At 48.4% G+C, this 19,251-nt stretch carries 17 protein-coding genes; 15 read left to right on the top strand and 2 right to left on the bottom strand.

Annotated features, from left to right (window positions below; all coding sequences use genetic code 11):
* Positions 1–110: JAB domain-containing protein (locus ABIK47_02465; protein ID MEO0019488.1), on the top strand; the 110-nt coding region annotated here is incomplete at its 5' end.
* A 52-nt stretch (positions 111–162) separates the two neighbouring features.
* Complete coding sequence (locus tag ABIK47_02470; protein ID MEO0019489.1) at positions 163–1,359, top strand: Wzz/FepE/Etk N-terminal domain-containing protein; 1,197 nt, start codon at positions 163–165, stop codon at positions 1,357–1,359.
* 3 nt (positions 1,360–1,362) lie between these two features.
* Here the strand turns inward: ABIK47_02470 and ABIK47_02475 are convergent, their stop codons facing one another.
* Positions 1,363–2,712: a hypothetical protein gene (locus ABIK47_02475; GenBank protein MEO0019490.1), complete on the bottom strand. Its 1,350-nt coding sequence runs from the start codon at positions 2,710–2,712 to the stop codon at positions 1,363–1,365.
* A 93-nt stretch (positions 2,713–2,805) separates the two neighbouring features.
* On the opposite strand from ABIK47_02475, the gene ABIK47_02480 reads away from it, so the two are divergent.
* From ABIK47_02480 to thpR, 11 genes are all read left to right on the top strand, one after another.
* Positions 2,806–4,284, top strand: coding sequence for a flippase (locus ABIK47_02480; protein MEO0019491.1), 1,479 nt, complete (start codon positions 2,806–2,808; stop codon positions 4,282–4,284).
* Entirely contained in the window at positions 4,277–5,710 is a 1,434-nt protein-coding gene (locus ABIK47_02485) for an O-antigen ligase family protein (GenBank protein ID MEO0019492.1), read from the top strand. Before ABIK47_02480 ends, ABIK47_02485 begins: the two co-directional genes overlap by 8 nt.
* A 266-nt stretch (positions 5,711–5,976) precedes the next feature.
* A complete protein-coding gene (locus tag ABIK47_02490; GenBank protein MEO0019493.1) occupies positions 5,977–7,089 on the top strand; it encodes a glycosyltransferase family 1 protein in 1,113 nt (370 codons plus the stop codon).
* The gene (locus ABIK47_02495; GenBank protein ID MEO0019494.1) at positions 7,082–8,248 is read left to right on the top strand and encodes a glycosyltransferase family 1 protein; all 1,167 of its coding nucleotides are present in this window, start codon (positions 7,082–7,084) and stop codon (positions 8,246–8,248) included. Before ABIK47_02490 ends, ABIK47_02495 begins: the two co-directional genes overlap by 8 nt.
* On the top strand, positions 8,241–9,395 hold the full coding sequence (locus tag ABIK47_02500) for a glycosyltransferase family 2 protein (protein MEO0019495.1): 1,155 nt from the start codon (positions 8,241–8,243) through the stop codon (positions 9,393–9,395). Before ABIK47_02495 ends, ABIK47_02500 begins: the two co-directional genes overlap by 8 nt.
* Positions 9,396–9,459: 64 nt before the next feature.
* Positions 9,460–10,179, top strand: a complete 720-nt coding sequence (locus tag ABIK47_02505; protein ID MEO0019496.1) for a pyridoxine 5'-phosphate synthase — start codon at positions 9,460–9,462, stop codon at positions 10,177–10,179.
* Complete coding sequence (secD, locus tag ABIK47_02510; protein MEO0019497.1) at positions 10,176–11,843, top strand: protein translocase subunit SecD; 1,668 nt, start codon at positions 10,176–10,178, stop codon at positions 11,841–11,843. Before ABIK47_02505 ends, secD begins: the two co-directional genes overlap by 4 nt.
* 1 nt (position 11,844) lies before the next feature.
* The gene (gene secF, locus ABIK47_02515) at positions 11,845–12,750 is read left to right on the top strand and encodes a protein translocase subunit SecF (protein MEO0019498.1); all 906 of its coding nucleotides are present in this window, start codon (positions 11,845–11,847) and stop codon (positions 12,748–12,750) included.
* 78 nt (positions 12,751–12,828) lie between these two features.
* A complete protein-coding gene (locus ABIK47_02520) occupies positions 12,829–13,299 on the top strand; it encodes a phosphatidylglycerophosphatase A (protein MEO0019499.1) in 471 nt (156 codons plus the stop codon).
* A gap of 2 nt (positions 13,300–13,301) precedes the next feature.
* Complete coding sequence (locus ABIK47_02525; protein MEO0019500.1) at positions 13,302–14,525, top strand: competence/damage-inducible protein A; 1,224 nt, start codon at positions 13,302–13,304, stop codon at positions 14,523–14,525.
* Positions 14,522–15,082, top strand: a complete 561-nt coding sequence (thpR, locus tag ABIK47_02530) for an RNA 2',3'-cyclic phosphodiesterase (GenBank protein ID MEO0019501.1) — start codon at positions 14,522–14,524, stop codon at positions 15,080–15,082. Before ABIK47_02525 ends, thpR begins: the two co-directional genes overlap by 4 nt.
* A gap of 193 nt (positions 15,083–15,275) precedes the next feature.
* On the opposite strand, the gene ABIK47_02535 is transcribed toward thpR, so the two are convergent.
* The gene (locus ABIK47_02535; protein MEO0019502.1) at positions 15,276–17,648 is read right to left on the bottom strand and encodes a T9SS type A sorting domain-containing protein; all 2,373 of its coding nucleotides are present in this window, start codon (positions 17,646–17,648) and stop codon (positions 15,276–15,278) included.
* 189 nt (positions 17,649–17,837) lie between these two features.
* Here ABIK47_02535 and ABIK47_02540 point away from each other — a divergent pair, with 189 nt between their 5' ends.
* Both ABIK47_02540 and ABIK47_02545 read left to right on the top strand, forming a co-directional pair.
* A complete protein-coding gene (locus tag ABIK47_02540) occupies positions 17,838–18,281 on the top strand; it encodes an NfeD family protein (protein ID MEO0019503.1) in 444 nt (147 codons plus the stop codon).
* A complete protein-coding gene (locus tag ABIK47_02545) occupies positions 18,278–19,201 on the top strand; it encodes an SPFH domain-containing protein (GenBank protein ID MEO0019504.1) in 924 nt (307 codons plus the stop codon). The genes ABIK47_02540 and ABIK47_02545 overlap by 4 nt, the downstream gene beginning before the upstream one ends.
* Positions 19,202–19,251 lie beyond the last annotated feature (50 nt).

Below are 19,251 nucleotides of genomic sequence, written 5' to 3' on the forward strand. Positions count from 1 at the left end.
TGACTAAAAGGCTTTTTGAGGCGGGAAGGGTTTTAGGTATCAGGCTCGTTGACCACATCATTATCGCGCAGGATAGATATTACAGTTTTCGCACCCATGGGCTACTTTAGGGAATAGGGATGCCCTAATTGACAATTGATATAGTTTTTTTAGACTCTGGGCGTGAACCGATTGGTTAATTACCTCGCCATAATTCTGAAATGGCGCAAGCTGATTGTTCTTAACACCGTTATTATCACCGTGATTGTGTTAGCGGTTTCGTTTATATTGCCAAAGCGTTATACCGCTACCGCGCAACTGTTACCGCCAACAGATGAAGGGGATATTTTTGGCTTGACCAGTGTGCTGGGAACAGGGTTGGGTGGTTTGAGTAAGTTGCGCATCAGTGGTCTGGGGGGCGCGGCAACCGCTTCGGATATTATGGCAGGCATACTCTCCAGTCGGACAATCGTGGCTAAGGTTGCTGATGAGTGCAGTATCGCCTACTACTATCGGATTAAGCCGACAAAAACCGAGCTGGTGCAGAGGCAACTGCGAAAGATGACAAAGGTTGGTGTGGGGAGCGAGGGGATTGTGCGGATAAGTGTGGAGGCAAAGACCCCGCACCTCGCAGCGAAGATTGCCAATGCCTATATCAGCGAACTGGACAATTTTCTCCGCACATCAAATATCAGCCGGGGTCATAATATGCGGGTTTTCTTAGAAAGGCGGCTGGGAGAGATGGAGAAAACGCTCGCTATTGCCCAGGAGTCGTTAAAGGTATTTCAGGCTCGGCACAAGGTTGTTGCCGTTGATGAGGAAACCAAGGCGGCAATTGATGCCTATGCCCGGCTCAAATCCCAGGCTTATGTAAAACAGGCAGAACTGGAGGCGATTAAGGATATCTCCAGCCCTGACAACCCTTACTACATTAATCTTCAGCGGGAGGTGCAGGCTTTCTCAGACCAGTTGCGGCAGCTGGAGCATGGTGGAGCAAAAGGTTTTGGCGTTGGCTTTGGTGTCTCTTTTGAGCATCTGCCTGAGGTGGGTGCGGAGTTTGCGCGGCGTTATCGGGACTATCGGATTTTGGAGGAGGCGTATGCGATGCTCTATCAGCAGTATGAGTATGCCAAGGTGTTGGAGGCTCGGGATGCGCCGACATTAACCGTCTTGGACTATGCGGTGCCACCGCAGCGCCACAGTTTTCCCAAACGGAGTATCTTCACGATAGGAGGGTTTGTATTTAGTCTTGCCCTTGGGGTTGGTTTTGCCTTTATTAGTGAGTATTTTGAGTATCTGCGCCGGGTGAAGGCAGAAGAGTATGCCTCTTGGGTGACTCTTTGGGCTGAGGTGAGGCGGGCATTCCGTGGGCATCTGTAGCTTCTACTTACGAATGATTCCCCGCAGGAACTGAGGGTCATACCAGTCCCAGACCCGTGCGGGATTTTTGTCAACATCAACAGGCTCGGCGTTCCATCTTTCTGTTGCCCGGTTCATGGCACAGTTGAGATGGATAAGAAAACTTATTGTGGCACTAAAAATAAATAGCGATGTTAAAACCGTTCTTTTAAAGTGGTTGAGGGTGGGGAGTTTTTTAAAAACCGGGATTAGGAAGTAGATAAAATAAGGGATGACATCGGTAAAGTAACGAGGACCCAGGGTATGGCCACCATACCAGTTGGGAAAGGCGGAGATGACAATCCAATGGAGGAGGATGATAATGATCAAAACGATATCAATCTCCTCCTTTTGATGCCGCAACTTTTCAACCATCCCGTAGATTGAAAAGAGTAATACCGGCGAGAAAACGAATACCCCCCGACTGGGGCTGAAAAGGGTGCCCAAAAGTCCCTCAAGGAGATGCGTGGTTGAGGTGGCACTTTGGAGATAATATGGCGAGAGGGGAAGATGATAAATATGGAGGTTATAAAGAACAAACGGGACAAGGATGGCAAGACCCCAGAAGAGATAAAGTAGGAAATAACGGCGATAGTAAAGAAAGACATAGATGGAAAAGGCGATGATGGCGATGGCGTTGGTGGGGCGGCAAATAAACGAAAAACCCAGGGGCAGGCTGAGAAACTGCACGAGGGCTGGTTTTGTTTTTGCTTTAATAACCAAGAAAAGGGCGATGGTTAAAAGCAATATGGAGGGCGTATGTTGCCACAGAGCCCGACTGGCAGTTGACCATGCCGGAGTGGCGAAGGCAAATAGAAGGGCTATTGCGAGCGCGCCGTTCCTCTTTAAATGAAACAGGGCTAAAGAATAGATAAATAGGGCGGTAATGGCAACAAACAGGGATGCTATTATCACCTCGGCAAGTTGGTGAGCGGTGATAACTGTTAATTGTGATGGTGGTTGACTCATTAATCTTTTCACAAGGGCTTCCAGAGGAGGAAAGGTTTGGAAGAGGAGGGGAAATACCTTATCAAGAATATAAACAAATGGTATTGCCAAAATGGAGGCACCGATGGGATAACGGAAATAGATATGACCATCGACAAATTCATACAGATAGGAGGGTTCCTTGAGGACGAGAGGGCGATATTCATCTAAATCGGTGTTTCCTTCCTTAATAATACTCATCGCGGTATGAATAGACCAGCGGGAGTCATCAGAGGTGGCGTTAAGGCTGACGGAATGAAGGAGAAAGACAACGAAAAACATAACAATCGCTGTCAGGGTGTTTTTGGATTTTGAACCTCCTGAACATTCAGTTTGGTTTGACCACATAACAGCATCGTATAAAAAAAACCTATCTAAGTCAATGAGTAATTTGACACCCTTCAGGTATTTTTTAAACTTGGTTGTGGGTGAGATTTTATAATGGCTTCTTTACCATCATTGGACGCTGACCACCCCGTCGTAACCGGGCGGCTGATTGCTGCCAATACCTTTTTCCTTGCGATTGCCGATATTGCCAATAAATTGATTATGTTTGGATTTTATGTGGTAATAGCCCGGAAACTTAGTGTTGAGGATTACGGGGTGCTTTCCTTCGCACTGGCATTTGTAACAATGCTGGCGGTCTTCTCGGATCTGGGGTTAGGAACAATAACCGCCCGTGGTGTTGCTCGGGATAAAAGAAATGCTGCCAAGTATGTGAGAAACGCCTTGGGGATAAAACTTTTTGCCGCCTTTGGGGTAGTAATCTTGATTATTGTCTTGGTGAACATTTTGGGCTACCCTTGGCGGACGGTTAAAATAGTCTACATCACCAGTGTGTTTGTTCTTGAGACCGCGTTTACCTCCTATTTTGTATATGTATTTCAGGGATTCGAAAGGATGCATTGGACCTCGTTGACCCGTCTACTGCAGAGTGGAATTTTAATTGTGGGGGCGCTACTTATCCCTCCAGGTGCGAAAGCGGTGGAGATGTTTGCCCTTTTATATGTCGTGAGTGGTTTTATTGCCGCCCTTTTTGCCTTCGTAGTTATTTCCTGCTTTTTTGTCAGACCGGGACTCAGTTTTGACCTCTCAGAGTGGCGCAATATGATTCAGGCGGCAGCACCTGTGGGAATAACACTTATCCTTGTTACCTTTTATTACTGGAACGGCTCAACATTTCTCTCCAAGATTCACGGGGATGCGGCAGTTGGCATCTACACTGCGGCTTACAGGTTGGCGCTGGCGGTCACCTTCCTCGGGCTTGCCTTTTCCAGTGCCCTTTATCCGGTGTTTTCCCGGCTTTTCGTCTCCGATTTGCCCCGGTTGCAAAAGGCTTTTGAGAGAGCGTTGAGGTATATGACATTACTGATGGCACCAATTGCGGTAATCGGGAGCGTCTTACCAAAACCCATTACACTCCTGGTGTATGGTTCGAATTATGGAGGGACGGTTGGGGTGTTGGCGGTAATGATATGGTGGAGTTTTTTTGCCTGCCTCAATTCCTTAATCAGCAATTACTTTATCGCAATAGATAAACCGGTTGTCGGGACAATTCAAGCGGCAATCTCTTTGGGGGTTAATGTCTTGGGTAATATTATTCTTATCCCCAAGTGGGGAGCGATTGGTGCGGCAATTGCGATTGTGAGTGCGGAGGCGATTGGCACAGGCTACCTGTTTATCAGGCAGTTGAAAACTGCCGCTGGAATCAAATTCAGCCGTTTTGTGATAATTTTGCTGTTAGGGTTTGGCGCTGCAATTCCAGTGGGAGTGGTTGCGCTGGTTGGGCGGAGCTGGAATCTTTTGGCGGTTTTGGTGTTGAGTGCGATTGTTTATATGATTTTTCTCCTATTAACAGGTGGTATTAATCGCCAGGATTTGAAGTTTGGCTATGCGTTGTTGAAAAAACAGAATGAGTGAGGTTTTAGGGGTAAAGGCGTTTTCTTTTAAAAAAGGGCAGTTGCACCTTTTCCTCATATTTGAGACGGGTCTTATTCTAATCTTTCTTTTTTTGCTCTATTTGGGTCTTCCCGGTTTGGCAATTGCGGTGCTGATAGCCCCTTTTCAACTGTTATTATGGGCTTTGCTCGTTAATGATATCCAAAGGGTGCTCGTGGCCTTTATGACCTTTTTGCCATTTTCTGGTGTCTCGTTTTTTCCCCCGCCTTATGACAGGTATATTTTTTTCACAGGAACAGTTTTTCTTTTGGTTTTTTTGAAAATGACAGATTACCTGGGTGCGGAGGGGTTAAGACCGAAGACCGAAGAGGAAAGGGCAAGGTCTGCTGGTTCGCACACACCGGTGATTTCTCTTAAATGGGTGCCATTTCTCTTGTTGGGAATATGGACGGTTCTTTCCACGGTCAATGCCATCCGGCATGGGTGGGGTCGCGGCTTTCTATTAGTGATGACAGCAATTACCGTTGAGGTGTTGATAATCGCCTATTTCTTGGCAACAGCGCCTAAGGCAATTGAGGATGTGAAAAGGTTGTTATATCTTCTGGTGGGGATGACAGTTTTGGTGGTGATATTAATCACTCTCCTTTCCCCCTCGCGTGATGTGATCTGGGGTCTAGGAGGAAGAATGATTAGGTTGCCTCTCACCGAGGTCAATCTTAATACCGTGGGCTTTTTTGTAGGTCCTGTGGCGGTTTTGGCATTGGGGATGGCAGAGGGAGAGAGTCAAAAAAGGGAGCGTTTTTTACTTAGGGTCGCGGTGGTTTTCCTTGTGATTATGCTTGTTCTCACAAAGTCACGCGGCTCTTGGTTTGGATTTGGTGCTGCTTTTCTTTATCTTTTGATAAGAGCCCGCTCCCCGTGGCTGCTTTTCCTGGCGGTGGTCTTAGCTATAGGGATAACCGGGCTTTCCATTTTCCGGGGTGTCTTTTTAGGAAGGCTTGAGAGTGTGAGTGCCTATGACCCCTCGCTTTTTGGACGGGCGATATTATGGAACTTCGCCTATAATATTGGCAAGGCCAACTGGCTTTTTGGTGTGGGGATAGAGAACTTTCGTTATGTGAAGCACTTTTACGGTTTTCCGCTACCTCTTTCCCGAGGATTGGACTTCAATTCCCATAATATCTATCTGGAAATTTTTGTGGATTTAGGGGTTGTTGGGCTTTTTGCTTTTATCTGGTTGTTGGCTGGTGCCTTTATTCGGTATTTAAAGGTGAAAAGGGAGTGGGAGGGATGGGGATTAAGTCTTGGTTTGAGCGCAGCGCTTGTTGCCTATTGCATCCACGGGCTGGCTGACTGTGTTTTATTTATGCCCGGCGTTTTTGCCTTGCTGGGAGTTTTTATAGGGTTGAGTATCGCTATCGAGCGCTTGGCGGCTAAGTATACATAAAAATATACAAAATTAGAGGGATAAAATTGAGTTATCTTTCGGATTTCCGTAACTTAGCCGTAGTTCACTTTTTCCGAGATACTATCCCCGGGGCGATTTTGGTCCTCGTCGTCATATCAGCCCGAAAGAGCAAAACCAGGTTTTGGGTAATTTAAGGGCGTAAGGGAATTTTTGCGGGGGGAGATGTGGTTGAGTTGTAACTTGGCTTGACTGAGGGTGATTTGCCTCTATACTTTGCGAGGTGAATATTTCCTGCGGCTATCATTATGCGGATTGGCGTTGACGGCATCTCCTTTGCCTTTGAGTTTACCGGGGTGGGCAGGTATTTGCTCAGTATGCTCCAGGAGCTGGTGCAAGTGGTTAGTGCCGATGAGGTTATCATCTATTCACCAAAGCCAATTGACCTTTGCCTTCCGGGAAGCAACTATCGCATCCGCACAGTGCCGAATTTGTTGTCTCGCCGACCCACGCTTTGGACACAGTTTATTCTGCCGGGGTTGCTGAAAGAGGATAAAATTGATGTTTTCTGGGCGCAGCCGACCAATCTGCCACTCCGACTCAAACATCCTTGCCGCCGGGTTTTGACCCTTCACGACCTGGTCCCATATATTGCACCGGAAAGTATGCAGTTGCGGGCGCTTTTGCGGATGCGGCTGCTTTTGAAGCCGGTTGCCAATGCGGCAGATGTTGTTGTGTGTGTGTCGGGGTTTACGGCAAAGATGGGAGAGAGGTTTTTAAGACTTAACGGCAAAAAGATTAGAGTGGTGAAGGAGGCGGCTGCCTTTGGTTTTAAGCCGCTGCCCAAGGAAACGGCACGGGCAATTGTGAGGGAGAGGTTTCACCTTGATGGCGACTATCTCATTTTTGTCAGCACGATTGAGCCCAGAAAAGACCATCCCACCCTATTCAAGGCGCTCAGGCTGGTTCCTGAGGCGCCGTTATTGGTTTTAGTGGGCTCCAGGGGCTGGAGGTCAAAGGGGGTCTTTCAGGAGATGGCGAGGCTCGAGAAAGAGGGAAGGGTGCGTTATCTCGGAAAGGTTGCCGACGAGGACCTGAGAGCGCTTTACAGTGCGGCGCTCCTGGCGGTTTACCCTTCACGGTATGAGGGGTTTGGCCTGCCGGTGTTGGAGGCGATGGCTTGTGGGTGTCCGGTCCTTTCCAGCGACTCGTCAAGCCTGCCCGAGGTCGGGGGTGAGGCGGCGGAGTACTTTCGCAGTGGTGATCACGAGGACCTTGCCAAAAGGTTAAGGGGGTTGCTTAGAAACGAAGAACGGCTAAAGGAAATGGTCCGGCAGGGTTTTGAGAATGTCAATAAATTCAGTTTTCGCAAGGCGGCTGAGGAGTTGGTGAAAATATTCCGGGAAGTGGTTTATGACTAAACCAATTATTGCGCTTGATGCGCGGCGGGCGGTCAGGCGGATGAGTGGCATCGGGAACTATGTTTTGCAACTGGCGCGTTATCTACCCAAATTGGCCCCTGAGTTCAGATTTGATTTGCTCCTTGACCGCCCCCTAAGACCGGATACGGTACCCGATGGCTGCAGGCAACAGGTGATGGGTAGGTTTGTCGGTGATGGCACACCCTTGGCAAAATTTTATTCGCCATTCTGGTTGAACCTTTATGTGCCGAAGTATCTTGAGCGAAATGAGGTAGCGCTTTTTCACGGGACAAATTTCGTCAAGCCGCTTTGGGCAAAATGCAAAACGGTGGTAACAATTCACGACCTTTCGTTTCTGCGCCTCCCTAAGGCATACGGTCCTATTTACCGGCGCTATATGAAACTGCAGGTCCAATTAGCCTTGCGAACAGCAAAGGCAATCATTACCGGCAGTAACTCGGCAAAAAGGGATTTAATTGAGATTTTAAGGGTTCATCCGGAGAAAATTACAGTCATTTATAACGGGGTTGGGGATGATTTTCTTAAAAGACACCCTGAATCCTATCTCCAACAGGTGCGGTTGAAGCTGAACTTGCCCAGCCGCTTCATCCTTTATGTGGGTGTTATTGAGGTGAAGAAGAATCTCATTCCTTTGATTGAGGCGGGTGTCAATGTCATTAAGAAGGGGCTGGCGGATGCACTTATCCTTGCCGGGAGGGATGGGAGAGGTGCGAATAAAATTAAAGGGTTTGTTCGGAAATTGGGGCTGGAAAAAGATGTGAGATTTTTAGGGTTTGTCCCGCAAGAGTTACTTCCAGGACTCTACTCTTTGGCACGGGTGGTGGTTTTTCCTTCCTTATATGAAGGGTTTGGTCTGCCGGTTTTGGAAGGGATGGCTTCAGGGGTGCCGGTGATTCTTTCCGGTTCTTCCTCTCTTCCGGAGGTCGCCGGTGATGCGGGTTTTATTCTTAAAGAAGCTACCTCTAACGAGATTGAACATGCTTTACGAATGGTACTGGGGAATGAGTCATTATGGCAACAGTTGCGGGAGCGGGGGTTGAAGCGCGCCCAAGGGTTTAGCTGGCGAGAGTCGGCGGCAAAGCATCTTGAGGTCTATCGTAAAATTCTACTTGAGACTAAACGTGGAGACAATGTTTAATATCATTGCCATCGTATTTTTTTGGCTACCGCTTGGATTATTGACTTATCACTGGTTTGGTTTCCCTCTTATTCTCTGGCTCTTGGTAAAAATTTATCGCTCGAAGACGCCACAAGGGGAGGGGTATCAATTGCCCAAGGTAACGGTAGCCATTGCTGCTTGGAATGAAGAGTTAACGATAGAAGCCAAACTGCATAATTGTTTGAGCCTTGAATATCCTAAAGAAAAGATGGAAATTCTTGTTGGGACAGATGCGGTTACTGACCGCACTAACGAGATCGTGTTGCGTTTTGCAGAAAATGATTCTCGTATTCACTTGATCACTGTATCGGAGCGCATCGGCAAGAGTGCGGTAATTAACCTTCTCGCAAAGGAGGCAAGCGGTGATGTCATCCTTTTTACCGATGCTGATGTACTCCTCGAGCCAAATACATTGATGGCAGGGGTGAAGCATTTTTATGACCCCAAAGTGGGACTCGTTCTCCCAGCTTACAAACGGGTAAATAAAGAGGGAGTAGCTCCAGAGGGGTTATGGGATAAATATGAGAATAAAATCAAGGAGATGGAAGGTAAGTTAGGAGTGGCTGTTGGGGTTTACGGTTGGGCGATGTTTATGCGGAGGTCCGCGTTTTACCCCCTACCTCCTGATACTATAAATGACGATTATGTTCTCGGGATATTTGCATTCCGCCGTGGTTATAGGTCTGTTTATGAACCCAATTCAATCTCTTGGACGAAGATTGAACCGCCTGAAATCGAGTTCAAAAGAAAGATGAGGATAAGTCGCGGGAACGCACAGCAGTTCTTTCGCTACAGTGACATTCTTTTACCCAAGTACGGACTCGTTGCTTTTGTCTTTTTTTCTCACAAGTATCTACGCTGGCTTGGTCCGTTTTTTCTTTTGTCGATGTTTGCTGCCAGCGGTATAAATGCTCGCACGCCCTTCTTTTTGTGGATGTTTGTTCTTCAACTTATTATATACAGTACCACGCCCTTACTTCTCTGGATGCGGGGATTTTGGCGGAAATTTCTTTTCCCCCAATACTTCATTTGGACAAATCTGGCTTTACTCGCAGGCTATTGGCAATTTTTATTTGGAAAACGATTAAAGTATAATTGGTTAAGGACTGAGCGGAGGATTGATTGAGGTTTACTTTGGACCCAAAGAGATAAATTGACAGTTAGCAGTTTCTTCTATAAAATCGGCAATAATGCGAACACTTTCGGTTAATATTGACCATATCGCCACGCTCAGGCAGGCGCGACAGGAGAGTTTTCCTGACCCGGTGCAGGCAGCGGCTCTGGTTGAGTTGGGCGGTGCAGATGGCATTACCGTGCATCTCCGTCAGGACCAGCGGCACATCAACAGGCGAGATGTAAAACTCCTGCGCACAACAATCAAGACGGAACTGACTGTGGAGATGGCGGCAAAGCCAGAACTGGTTCGTTTTGCTCGGCTGGTGAAACCAGACCAGGTAACGCTGGTGCCCGAGGTGATTACTGAGGTGACAACAACCCAAGGGCTTGATGTGCTCAAAGAGCGGCGACGGTTAGCGCGCGTGGTAGCGGATTTACGAAAGGCAGGAATCAGGGTTTGTATATTTATTGAGCCCGATCCGGCTCAGATTAAGGCAGCAAGAGAGATGGGCGCGCAGGTGGTGGAGTTAAATACCGACCGCTACAGTAAGGAGCCGAAGCGGAGGCAGTTTCATCTTCAGCGTTTGCAAAAAGGTGCGGAGGCGGCGAGAGAGTTAGGGTTAAGCGTTCATGTGGGGCATGGACTTGATTATTTAAATGTCGTGCCGATTTTGGAGAACAATATCGCTGAGGGCTTTTCCATCGGGTTTGCGATTGTTGCCCGGGCGGTTTTTGTCGGTTTGAAGGAGGCAGTGGCAGAAATGAAAAGGCTTATCCAGGAGGTGCGGACTTGAGAGGCGCAAAAATCAAGATCGCCATCTGGCTGATTGTTTTTGTTATTGCCGGGGTAGTACTTTATCCCAGTTTTCAGCTCTATGTGCTTTTACCCAGACAGGAGCGGTCATTGAAGGAGCGGCTGGCACAGGCACCAACCGCAGCGGACAGCCAGCGGGTTTTGACCGAGATTAGCGAGTTCAACCGTCATAAAGCTGCACTTTATGAAAAGAGGATTCTCCATCTTGGGCTGGATTTGGTCGGTGGGATGCATGTGGTTCTGGATGTGGATAGAAGTCAGTTGACTGAAGAGGAGGCAAAAAGGGCGCCAGAGCTGGCGCTTGAAGTTATCAGGAACAGAATTGACCAGTTCGGCGTTTTTGAGCCGACAATTCAGAAGACCGATAAGGGCAGGATTTTAGTCCAGTTACCCGGCGTTGACCGGGAGCGGGCATTGAACATCATCAAGCAGCCAGCGCATCTCACCTTCCAGTTGGTTGAGGAGAAGGCAAAGGTTTATGATGCCCTGAAGACAATCGATGAGCGTTTGCAGGCGTTAGGTGTGGTTAAAACAATCGCAGAATCGGCAACCACACCGGGAATTGATAGCGCGGGTAGGGAGGCGGCGCCGGGTTCTCTTTTGAGTTATCTGCGCGGTGAGGGTGATGAACTGGATTTGATGATTTCTGCTGCCGACACAGCGGTTTTTTCCAGCCTCTTAGAAAAGGGAAAGGAGTTCTGGCCACAGGGTTATGAGTTCAGGTTTGGTCCAGTTGAATCTGAAGAGTATGCCAAGGTTGTGCGGGTTTATCTGTTAAAGAGCGAGCCGGAATTGGTGGGAACAAGGTTGCGTAGGGCAGAGCCGGCAATTTATCAAGGCACAGACCTTGAGCGGGCAAACACCTGGGTGGTGAATTTTGAACTTGATCGGGAAGGGGCAGCAAAGTTTGCCTCGGTTACCGGCAGGAATGTGGGCAGGAGGCTGGCGATTGTCCTTGACGGGGTTGTCCGTTCTGCACCGAGGATTCAGGAGCGGATTCCCAATGGTAGAGGTCAGATTACGATGAATGACCGCAGGGGAGACAAGGCGCGGGATTTGTCCATTGTCCTTAATTCCGGTGCCCTGCCCGCGCCGGTGCAGGTGGTTGAAGAGCGCTCAATCGGTGCATCTTTAGGTGCGGATGCAATTAGGCGAGGGCTTTTGGCCAGTCTTGTTGGTGCGGTTGTGGTGATTGTTTTTATGCTAATTTATTATGGTGTTGGTGGTGTTCTTGCGGATATCGCCCTTTTCTTAAATATGTTTCTATTACTTGCGGTGCTGGCGGCTTTAAGGGCAACACTTACTTTGCCGGGTCTTGCCGGCATCGCTTTGACCATCGGGATGGCGGTTGATGCCAATGTCTTGGTTTTCGAGCGTATCCGCGAGGAGTTGCGTGCGGGCAAGACGCCGATGGCAGCGGTTGATACTGGATACGAGCGGGCGCTGGTGACCATCATTGATGCGAATGCCACGACCATCATCACCGCGATTGCCCTTTATTTCATCGGCACAGGACCGGTGCGCGGTTTTGCCATTACCTTGGCGGTTGGTCTGGTCATCAATGTGCTTACCGCGGTATTTCTGACGAGGTTCATCTTTGACTGGTTCCTTGCCCGTTTTGAGGTCAAAACCTTAAGGATATAATATGAGGATTATTGGCGATACCAACATACCTTTTGTGCAAAGGCGCAGGTTTTTCTTTGTTCTCTCAGCGGTCCTGGTTCTGGCAAGTGTGCTTTTGATTGTTATCAAAGGTTTCCGTTACGGGATTGATTTTACCGGTGGAAGTCTTGTTCAGGTTCACTTTTCTCGCCCGGTGAAGATTGATGCGGTGAGGCAGGCGCTGACAGCAATGGGCGAAGGCGGCGCCTCAATCCAAGAGACCGAGACCGGTGATTTTCTCATCCGGGTGAAACCCTCGGAGAAGTCGGGTGATGAGTCCAGCTTCTCGGTTAAATTGAGGCAGCAGTTTGCCGCATCTTTTCCTGATAACCCCTTTGAAATCCTGCGGGATGAGGCGGTTGGTCCGCGCATCTCCAAGGAGTTGCAGAGCAAGGTTATCTGGGCGGTCCTTCTCGGAATTATCGGCATTCTTATCTATGTCAGTTTCCGGTTTGACTTCAGGTTTGGCACCGGCGCGGTCCTGGCGCTGGTTCATGACACGCTCATTACTCTGGGTTGCTGCTCGCTTTTCAACAAGGAAATCACCATTACCCTGATTGCGGCAATTTTGACCGTGATTGGTTATTCGGTTAATGACTCAATTGTTGTTTCTGACCGCATCCGCGAGGATACGAAAAAGGTGCGTAAGGGAGGCTTTGCCGAACTCTGCAACCGGGCAATAAATCAGACCCTGAACCGCACAACCATAACCGCGCTTACCACCCTTTTTGTTACCATTGCCCTTTTGATTCTGGCTTCGGCAGAGATAAGGGATTTCGCCTTTGTTCTGACCATTGGCATCGTCATCGGCACCTACTCCTCAATCTTTATTGTTGCCAATCTGGTTGTGGAACTGGAGAGCCGTTTTCCGACCAAGCGCCGGCGTTAAATAGTTCTTGGTTATTAGTTTTTGGTTTTTAGTTATCAGTTCTATAACCACCAAACCAAAAACCACAAACTAAAAACTATGAACCCCAAACTCAAATTCTGGTTTCAGGCGGCATTGGGTTCGGGTCTTTTCACCGGTTATTTTCCTATAGCACCGGCAACGGTAACAAGTTTTTTTACCTTAATTCCCGCCTTTTTTCTCTGCCGGCTGCCTTTGCTCTCGGCACTTATTATCGTTATGGTTTTTTTCCTCGGGGTCTGGCTTGCCGATGATTTGGAAAAGGTATGGGGAAAGGACCCGAAAAGGGTGACGATTGATGAGATTTGCGGCACACTTATCACCTTCTTTTATCTGCCAGTATCAATCTGGGGTCTTGTCCTCGGGTTTTTCCTCTGGCGCGGTTTTGATGTTTTGAAACTGCCCTTTATCAACCAGATTCAGAGGGTAAAAGGGGGCTGGGGGGTGATGCTGGATGATGTCCTTGCCGGTGTTTGTGCCAATGTGGTTTTAAGGGTTTTGGTTTTGTTAATTCCCTGGTTAAGGGGTTGAATATGAGATGCGAGATTATCATTGTTGGTGATGAGGTTCTTTTGGGCAGGGTGGTTGATACCAATTCTGCCCTGATTGCGCAGCGGCTGGAAAAAATCGGGATAAGTGTCAGCCGGGTTATCCGGGTCGGTGATGACAAGGAGGCGATCAAGCGGGCGCTTGCCGGGGCATTGGTCCTTTCCCGGCTGATTTTTGTTGCCGGCGGTTTCGGACCGACCCCTGATGACAAAACCCTGGATGCTGTGTGCGAACTCCTTGAGCGCAAGGTTTTAATGCATGAGCCCACACTCAAGAGAATCAGCGCCTTTTTTGAAAAGAGAGGTCTGCGGATGCCAGAGATGGCAAAAAGGCAGGCTCTTGTCCCTGAGGGTGCGGCTGTCTTTGAAAATCCCTTAGGGATGGTGCCAGGGATGGTACTGGAGCATCAGGGAGGCACAGTTGTGCTTTTGCCCGGAGTGCCGCAGGAACTTGAGGTTTTGCTTGACAGAGGGGTCCTTGAGCACCTCAAGGCAAGGTTTGCCCCAGAAAAGGTTTACCATTCAATCCTGAAGACATTTGGTGTGATTGAATCAAGGGTTGCACCAAAGGTAATAAGAACGGTTAAGAAATATCCTTTGGTTTCTGTCGGTTTTTATCCCTCGGTTTTGGGGGTTGACTTGCTTTTTTCTGGCAGGGATGAAGAAATGGTTAATGCTTGTGCCGATGATGTGGCGGGTTTTCTCAAGGAGCGGGTTTACGCCCGGGAGGAGAAGAGCCTGGCTGAGGTTGTGGGTGGGATTTTAAAGGAAAAGGGGCTAACCCTTGCCACTGCCGAATCCTGCACCGGCGGGCTTGTTGGCGACCTCTTGACCAATGTTCCGGGCAGTTCTGAATATTATCTTGGCGGTGTTGTTGCCTATTCAAACAGGATTAAGATGAAGGTTTTAGGTGTGCGGGAAAGGACGCTTGAGAATTTTGGCGCGGTTAGTGCCCAATGCGTGAGGGAGATGGCTCTTGGTGTGTGCCGGGTTATCGGTGCTGATGCGGGTATTGCGGTTTCCGGGATAGCGGGTCCTGGAGGCGGGACAAAGGAGAAGCCGGTCGGTCTGGTTTATATCGGGGTTGCATTTAAAAACAGGGTGAAGATAGAGCGGAGGATATTTTCCGGGACGAGAAGGATAATTAAAGAGCGTTCTGGATATGGTGCGCTTGACCTTCTGCGCCGGGTTTTGACAAAGGGGTTATGAGCGAGAAGGTTCGTTCCTTTGTTGCGGTGGACACATCGGAACAGGTGAAGTCTGAACTTGCCCGGCTGATTGGAGAACTCAAGGTTAGGACCCAACTGAATGTGAAATGGGTAAAACCCGAGCAGATGCATCTCACCCTTGTTTTTTTGGGTGAGGTGAGTTTGGATTTTATCCAAAGGGCAAAGATTGAACTGGGCGCGGTTGCGCAAGGGTTCGGACCATTTGATTGCCGCTTGAAGGGTCTGGGCGGTTTTCCCAGTACCAATAAGGCAAGGGTTTTGTGGGCGGGTTTGGAAAAGGGTGAGGATGAACTCAAAAGGTTGCAATCCGCGGTTGCAGAGGCGCTCAAAAGGATTGGCTATGTGCCCGAAAAGAGACCCTTCAGCCCGCATCTGACCCTGGGCAGATTAAGAGAGCCGGACAGTATTGGATTTATTCAAGGGGTTTCGTTTGCCAGTTCAAACTGGCTTGTTAAAGAACTGATTTTATTCAAAAGTGAACTAAAGCCCACCGGTCCTGTTTATACGAAAATTTCTCAGTTTCCGCTCAAGGGTTGAATTAGAATTTTCCCCCTGAAATCTACCCCCGGGGTCACTCCCCCTGTCATATCCTTTATTTTATTCCATTTTAGATTGGCGGCTGAAATTATTATCGCAAGGCAATGAAAAATAAGGACTTTAATGAAATATGCATCTAAATTATTAAACTGCAAACCAGTAACTATTAAATGTTCTCTAACTTTTGTTTAAATCATTTCACTACTTGGAACTTTCTGACCTGATTGCCACTCTCAAGGAAATAGACACCGGGGCTCATATCTTTGAGAGGTAAGGTCAGTTCCTTTTCATCAAAAGGTGGGGCGATTATCCTTATCAACTTTCCTGAAGGGTCAAAGATTCTTATGAGACCAGCGTTTTGCGGCAGGCTGACAGCAACAGCCGATTTTGCCGGGTTGGGATAGACTCTTAACGATGGTCGGTCAACGGGGCGCGGAGAGCGTTCTTCTGCAACCCCGGGCATTTCATCCCGAATCACCGAAATGCTATGACCGTAATGGTTCGCTACATAGACCCGGTTTTGCGCCGGATTCCAGACCATCGCTTTGGGCCTGTTGCCGACACCGATAGTTGTAACAATCTGGTTGGAACTGCCGTCAATTATTGTCAGGTTGTTGCTGAATGAGTTGGCACAATATACCTTATTGTTGAATGGGTTGTAAAGCAGAGAAGATGGACCATCGCCGACCGCAATCGTTGTTATGATATTAGAAGAGCTGCCGTCAATTACGCTGACATTATTGCTCACCGAATTGGTACAGTAGACCTTGTTATTTTGGGGGTTATAGCATAATGCTGCAGGACCACTATCCACCGCTATGGTTGTCAACACCTCATTGGTCAAGCCGTCAATGATAGTAATATCGTTGCTCCAGTTGTTGGCGCAGTAGATACGGTTGTCCTGACTGTTATAACATAGGGCGCGCGGGTTATCACCAACGCTGACCGTAATAAGAATTTCATTTGTCTCGCCATCAATCACTGTGACATCATCGCTTTCCCTATTGGCACAGTAGACCCGGTTGGTCTGCGGGTTGTAGCAGAGGGTGGGGTCGCCATTTCCAACTGTTAAGGTTGCCAGAACCTCGTTTGTCGCTCCATCAATCACGAACACTCTACCTGCGGAAGCGCCATACACCTTATTGCTCTGTGAATTGTAACAGAGCGCATAAATCCAGTAGGGTTCAAGTTTCACTGTCGTTATCACCTCGTTGGTAGCGCCATTAATTATTGTAACGCTGTAACCGCCGCCGTTGGCACAATAAATCTTATTCTCCTGGGGATTGTAGCAGAGCGCTTCGGGAAATGTTCCCACTCTCAGGGTGGTCAAAAACTGGTGGGTTTCGCCGTCAATTATGCAGAGTTTGTAGTGCGGACGGCCGGTGGCTACATAGAGTTTATTGTTCTCAGAATTATAACCTAAGGCAACCGGTATGAACGCAGCAACTGGAATCGTTGTCAGCACCTCATTGGTTTCGCCACCAATCACGCTGATGTCCTCAGATTCATAATTAACTGAGTAAATCTTGTTGTTCTGAGGATTGTAACAGAGAGACCATGGTGCTTCCCCAACCTCCACATTTCCCAGCACTTCGTTGGTAACTCCATCAATCATGGTAACAGTTTCATGCCCTACATTTGCGCAGTAAACTCTATTATTAAGAGAATTGTAACATAATTTCTGCGGTACAGCGTCGACCTTCACAGATGTCAAGAGCTCGTTGGTGGCACCATCAATTATGCTCACATCGTCGCTCATAGAATTGGCGCAATAGACCTTGTTACCCTGTGGGTTATAGCATAGCGCCCAAGGTCCTTCCCCTACGGGAACCGTTGCCAGCACCTCATCAGTAGTCCCGTCAATAACAGTGACATTATTGCTGTATTCATTTGCGCAATAGACACGGTTAGTCATTGAGTTATAACACAGGGCAGAAGGATAATCGCCAACTGCAACTGTTGCTAACACTTCGTTGGTTGCGCCATCAATGACCGTCACATTGTGGCTAAAGAAGTTGACACAGTAGACTTTGTCGTTCTGGGGGTTGTAGCAGAGTGCGACAGGACGAGCGCCAGTGGAAACAGTTGCAAGCACCTCGTTAGTCTCGCCATCAATTACGGTCACATTATCACTGCGGTTATTTGCACAGTAAACCTTATTATCCCGCTCATTGTGACAGAAGGCAATCGGATAGGTGCCGACCGTAACTGTTGCGATAACTTTATTGGTGGCACCATCAATTACATAAACACCCTCTCTATCATTGCAACAGTATATTTTGTTGTTCTGGGAATTGTAACCCATCGCCCAAGCACCACCGTCTAAAGGTATCTTTGCTGTCTTTTCGTCGGTTGTGCCATCAATGACAAGAACGCAGTCACTCTCCTCGCTGCCGACATAGATGGCGTTGTTTGCAGGATTATAGATAATGTGCTGCGGTTCGTCGACACCAACCATCGTGTCCGGCAGATAGATTGTTGTTTCCAGCCACTGGCTGAAAACAAGCGCTGGGAAAAGAAGGCAAATCGCGCTCAAAATTAATAACGAGCACCGGCACTTCTTCATTTATTCCTCCTTGTTATCTCTATAGTAATTATAACATAGAAATCTAATTTGTCAAGAAGTCTTGTCGGGGATTTCAGGGTTTGTTTGTTGCCATCCGCTTGACTTTTACTGAGAAGCGGGCATATTATATTTATTGAGGCAGAATGAGTTGATGTGGCTGGCGTTAATCCAGAGTAGAAGGAGGCTATTATGCCTGTTTTAAAGCCGATTGTCTGGATTATTTTGGGTCTGGTGTTGGCGGCGCTGGAGATGGTTGTTCCCGGTCTGGTCATTATCTGGTTCGGTCTTGCCGCGGTTATCACCGGTGTTTTGTCAATCTTTATTCATAACCCCTATTTTCATTATGCGGTATTTCTGCTCTTGTCCGGGCTGGGGATTTTTCTGGCGCAGTGGATTGGGAGAAGGATAACAAAGCCCGAGCCCGAGCCGGTTGGGGCGTTGCGATTGTCAGGTGCGATTGGTGTGGTGGTCAAGGATATCAAGCCGCCGGAGTTGGGAAGGGTAAAGGTTACCGGTGAGGAGTGGCTGGCAGAGTCAAATGTGGCAGTTGATGCCGGAGTAAAGGTACGGGTTTTAAGGGTTGAAGGAACCCGTTTGATAGTTGAGCCAGTTGAGGAAAGGAGCGAAAAATGACCGTTTTAATTATCGTCATTGTATTTTTCCTTTTTATCTGGGCGGTTTTGGGTCTGAAGATTGTCCGTCCCTATCAAAGGGGCGCGGTTGAGCGGTTGGGGAAGTATCAGCGCCTGGTTCAGCCAGGTTTGAACTTCATCATTCCGTTTTTAGAGCGGCTGATCAAGGTGGATATGCGGGAGCAGGTTGTGGATGTGCCGCCGCAGGAGGTCATCACCAAGGACAATGCGACCGTGACCGTTGATGCGATTGTCTATTATGAGGTTACCGACCCGGTGAAGGTTTTGTATAATGTAGCAAATTTCCGTCTCGCAACAATCAAACTGGCACAGACCAATCTACGCAATGTGATTGGCGATTTAACCTTAGATGAGTCGCTGACATCAAGGGAGAGGATTAATGCCAAGTTGCGGGATGTTTTGGACGAGGCAACCGATAAGTGGGGGGCAAAGGTAACCAGGGTGGAGTTGCAGCGGATTGAGCCGCCAGGTGATGTGACTGAGGCGATGCACCGGCAGATGAAGGCTGAGCGTGACCGCCGGGCAATCGTTTTGGAGGCAGAGGGTGTCAGGCAGGCAGCGATTCTCAAGGCTGAGGGTGAGAAGCAGGCAAGGATACTGGAGGCAGAAGGTCAGGCAGCAGCGATTCAAAGGGTGGCGGATGCGGAGAAGTACAAACTCTTAACCGTTGCTGAGGGTGAGGCGCAGGCGATTGAGCGGGTTTACGCTGCAATCCATAAAGGCAACCCGACCAAGGATTTGATAACCATCAAGTATCTTGAGGCGCTGGCAAAGATGGCTGAGGGCAAGGCGACAAAGATGTTTATTCCCTATGAGGCGTCAGGTGTCTTGAGTGCGCTGGCGATGATTGCCGATGTCTTGAAGGAGAAAGCGGGCGAAAAGGACGAGGGTAAAGTATAAGATTGGTTCTTAGTTCCTGGTTCTTAGTTATTTGTTTTTGAACTGCGACT

The organism is candidate division WOR-3 bacterium (assembly GCA_039801245.1).
In the GTDB taxonomy this organism is placed as follows: domain Bacteria; phylum Hydrothermota; class Tepidihabitantia; order Tepidihabitantales; family Tepidihabitantaceae; genus JAOABP01.

Excerpts from the sequence above, each read along its gene's own strand:
- ABIK47_02475 (MEO0019490.1), bottom strand. The coding sequence starts at position 2,712 with ATGTGGTCAAACCAAACTGAATGTTCAGGAGGTTCAAAATCCAAAAAC.
- ABIK47_02480 (MEO0019491.1), top strand. The coding sequence starts at position 2,806 with ATGGCTTCTTTACCATCATTGGACGCTGACCACCCCGTCGTAACCGGG.
- ABIK47_02485 (MEO0019492.1), top strand. The coding sequence starts at position 4,277 with ATGAGTGAGGTTTTAGGGGTAAAGGCGTTTTCTTTTAAAAAAGGGCAG.
- ABIK47_02490 (MEO0019493.1), top strand. The coding sequence starts at position 5,977 with ATGCGGATTGGCGTTGACGGCATCTCCTTTGCCTTTGAGTTTACCGGG.
- ABIK47_02495 (MEO0019494.1), top strand. The coding sequence starts at position 7,082 with ATGACTAAACCAATTATTGCGCTTGATGCGCGGCGGGCGGTCAGGCGG.
- ABIK47_02500 (MEO0019495.1), top strand. The coding sequence starts at position 8,241 with ATGTTTAATATCATTGCCATCGTATTTTTTTGGCTACCGCTTGGATTA.
- ABIK47_02505 (MEO0019496.1), top strand. The coding sequence starts at position 9,460 with ATGCGAACACTTTCGGTTAATATTGACCATATCGCCACGCTCAGGCAG.
- secF (MEO0019498.1), top strand. The coding sequence starts at position 11,845 with ATGAGGATTATTGGCGATACCAACATACCTTTTGTGCAAAGGCGCAGG.
- ABIK47_02520 (MEO0019499.1), top strand. The coding sequence starts at position 12,829 with ATGAACCCCAAACTCAAATTCTGGTTTCAGGCGGCATTGGGTTCGGGT.
- ABIK47_02525 (MEO0019500.1), top strand. The coding sequence starts at position 13,302 with ATGAGATGCGAGATTATCATTGTTGGTGATGAGGTTCTTTTGGGCAGG.
- thpR (MEO0019501.1), top strand. The coding sequence starts at position 14,522 with ATGAGCGAGAAGGTTCGTTCCTTTGTTGCGGTGGACACATCGGAACAG.
- ABIK47_02535 (MEO0019502.1), bottom strand. The coding sequence starts at position 17,648 with ATGAAGAAGTGCCGGTGCTCGTTATTAATTTTGAGCGCGATTTGCCTT.
- ABIK47_02540 (MEO0019503.1), top strand. The coding sequence starts at position 17,838 with ATGCCTGTTTTAAAGCCGATTGTCTGGATTATTTTGGGTCTGGTGTTG.
- ABIK47_02545 (MEO0019504.1), top strand. The coding sequence starts at position 18,278 with ATGACCGTTTTAATTATCGTCATTGTATTTTTCCTTTTTATCTGGGCG.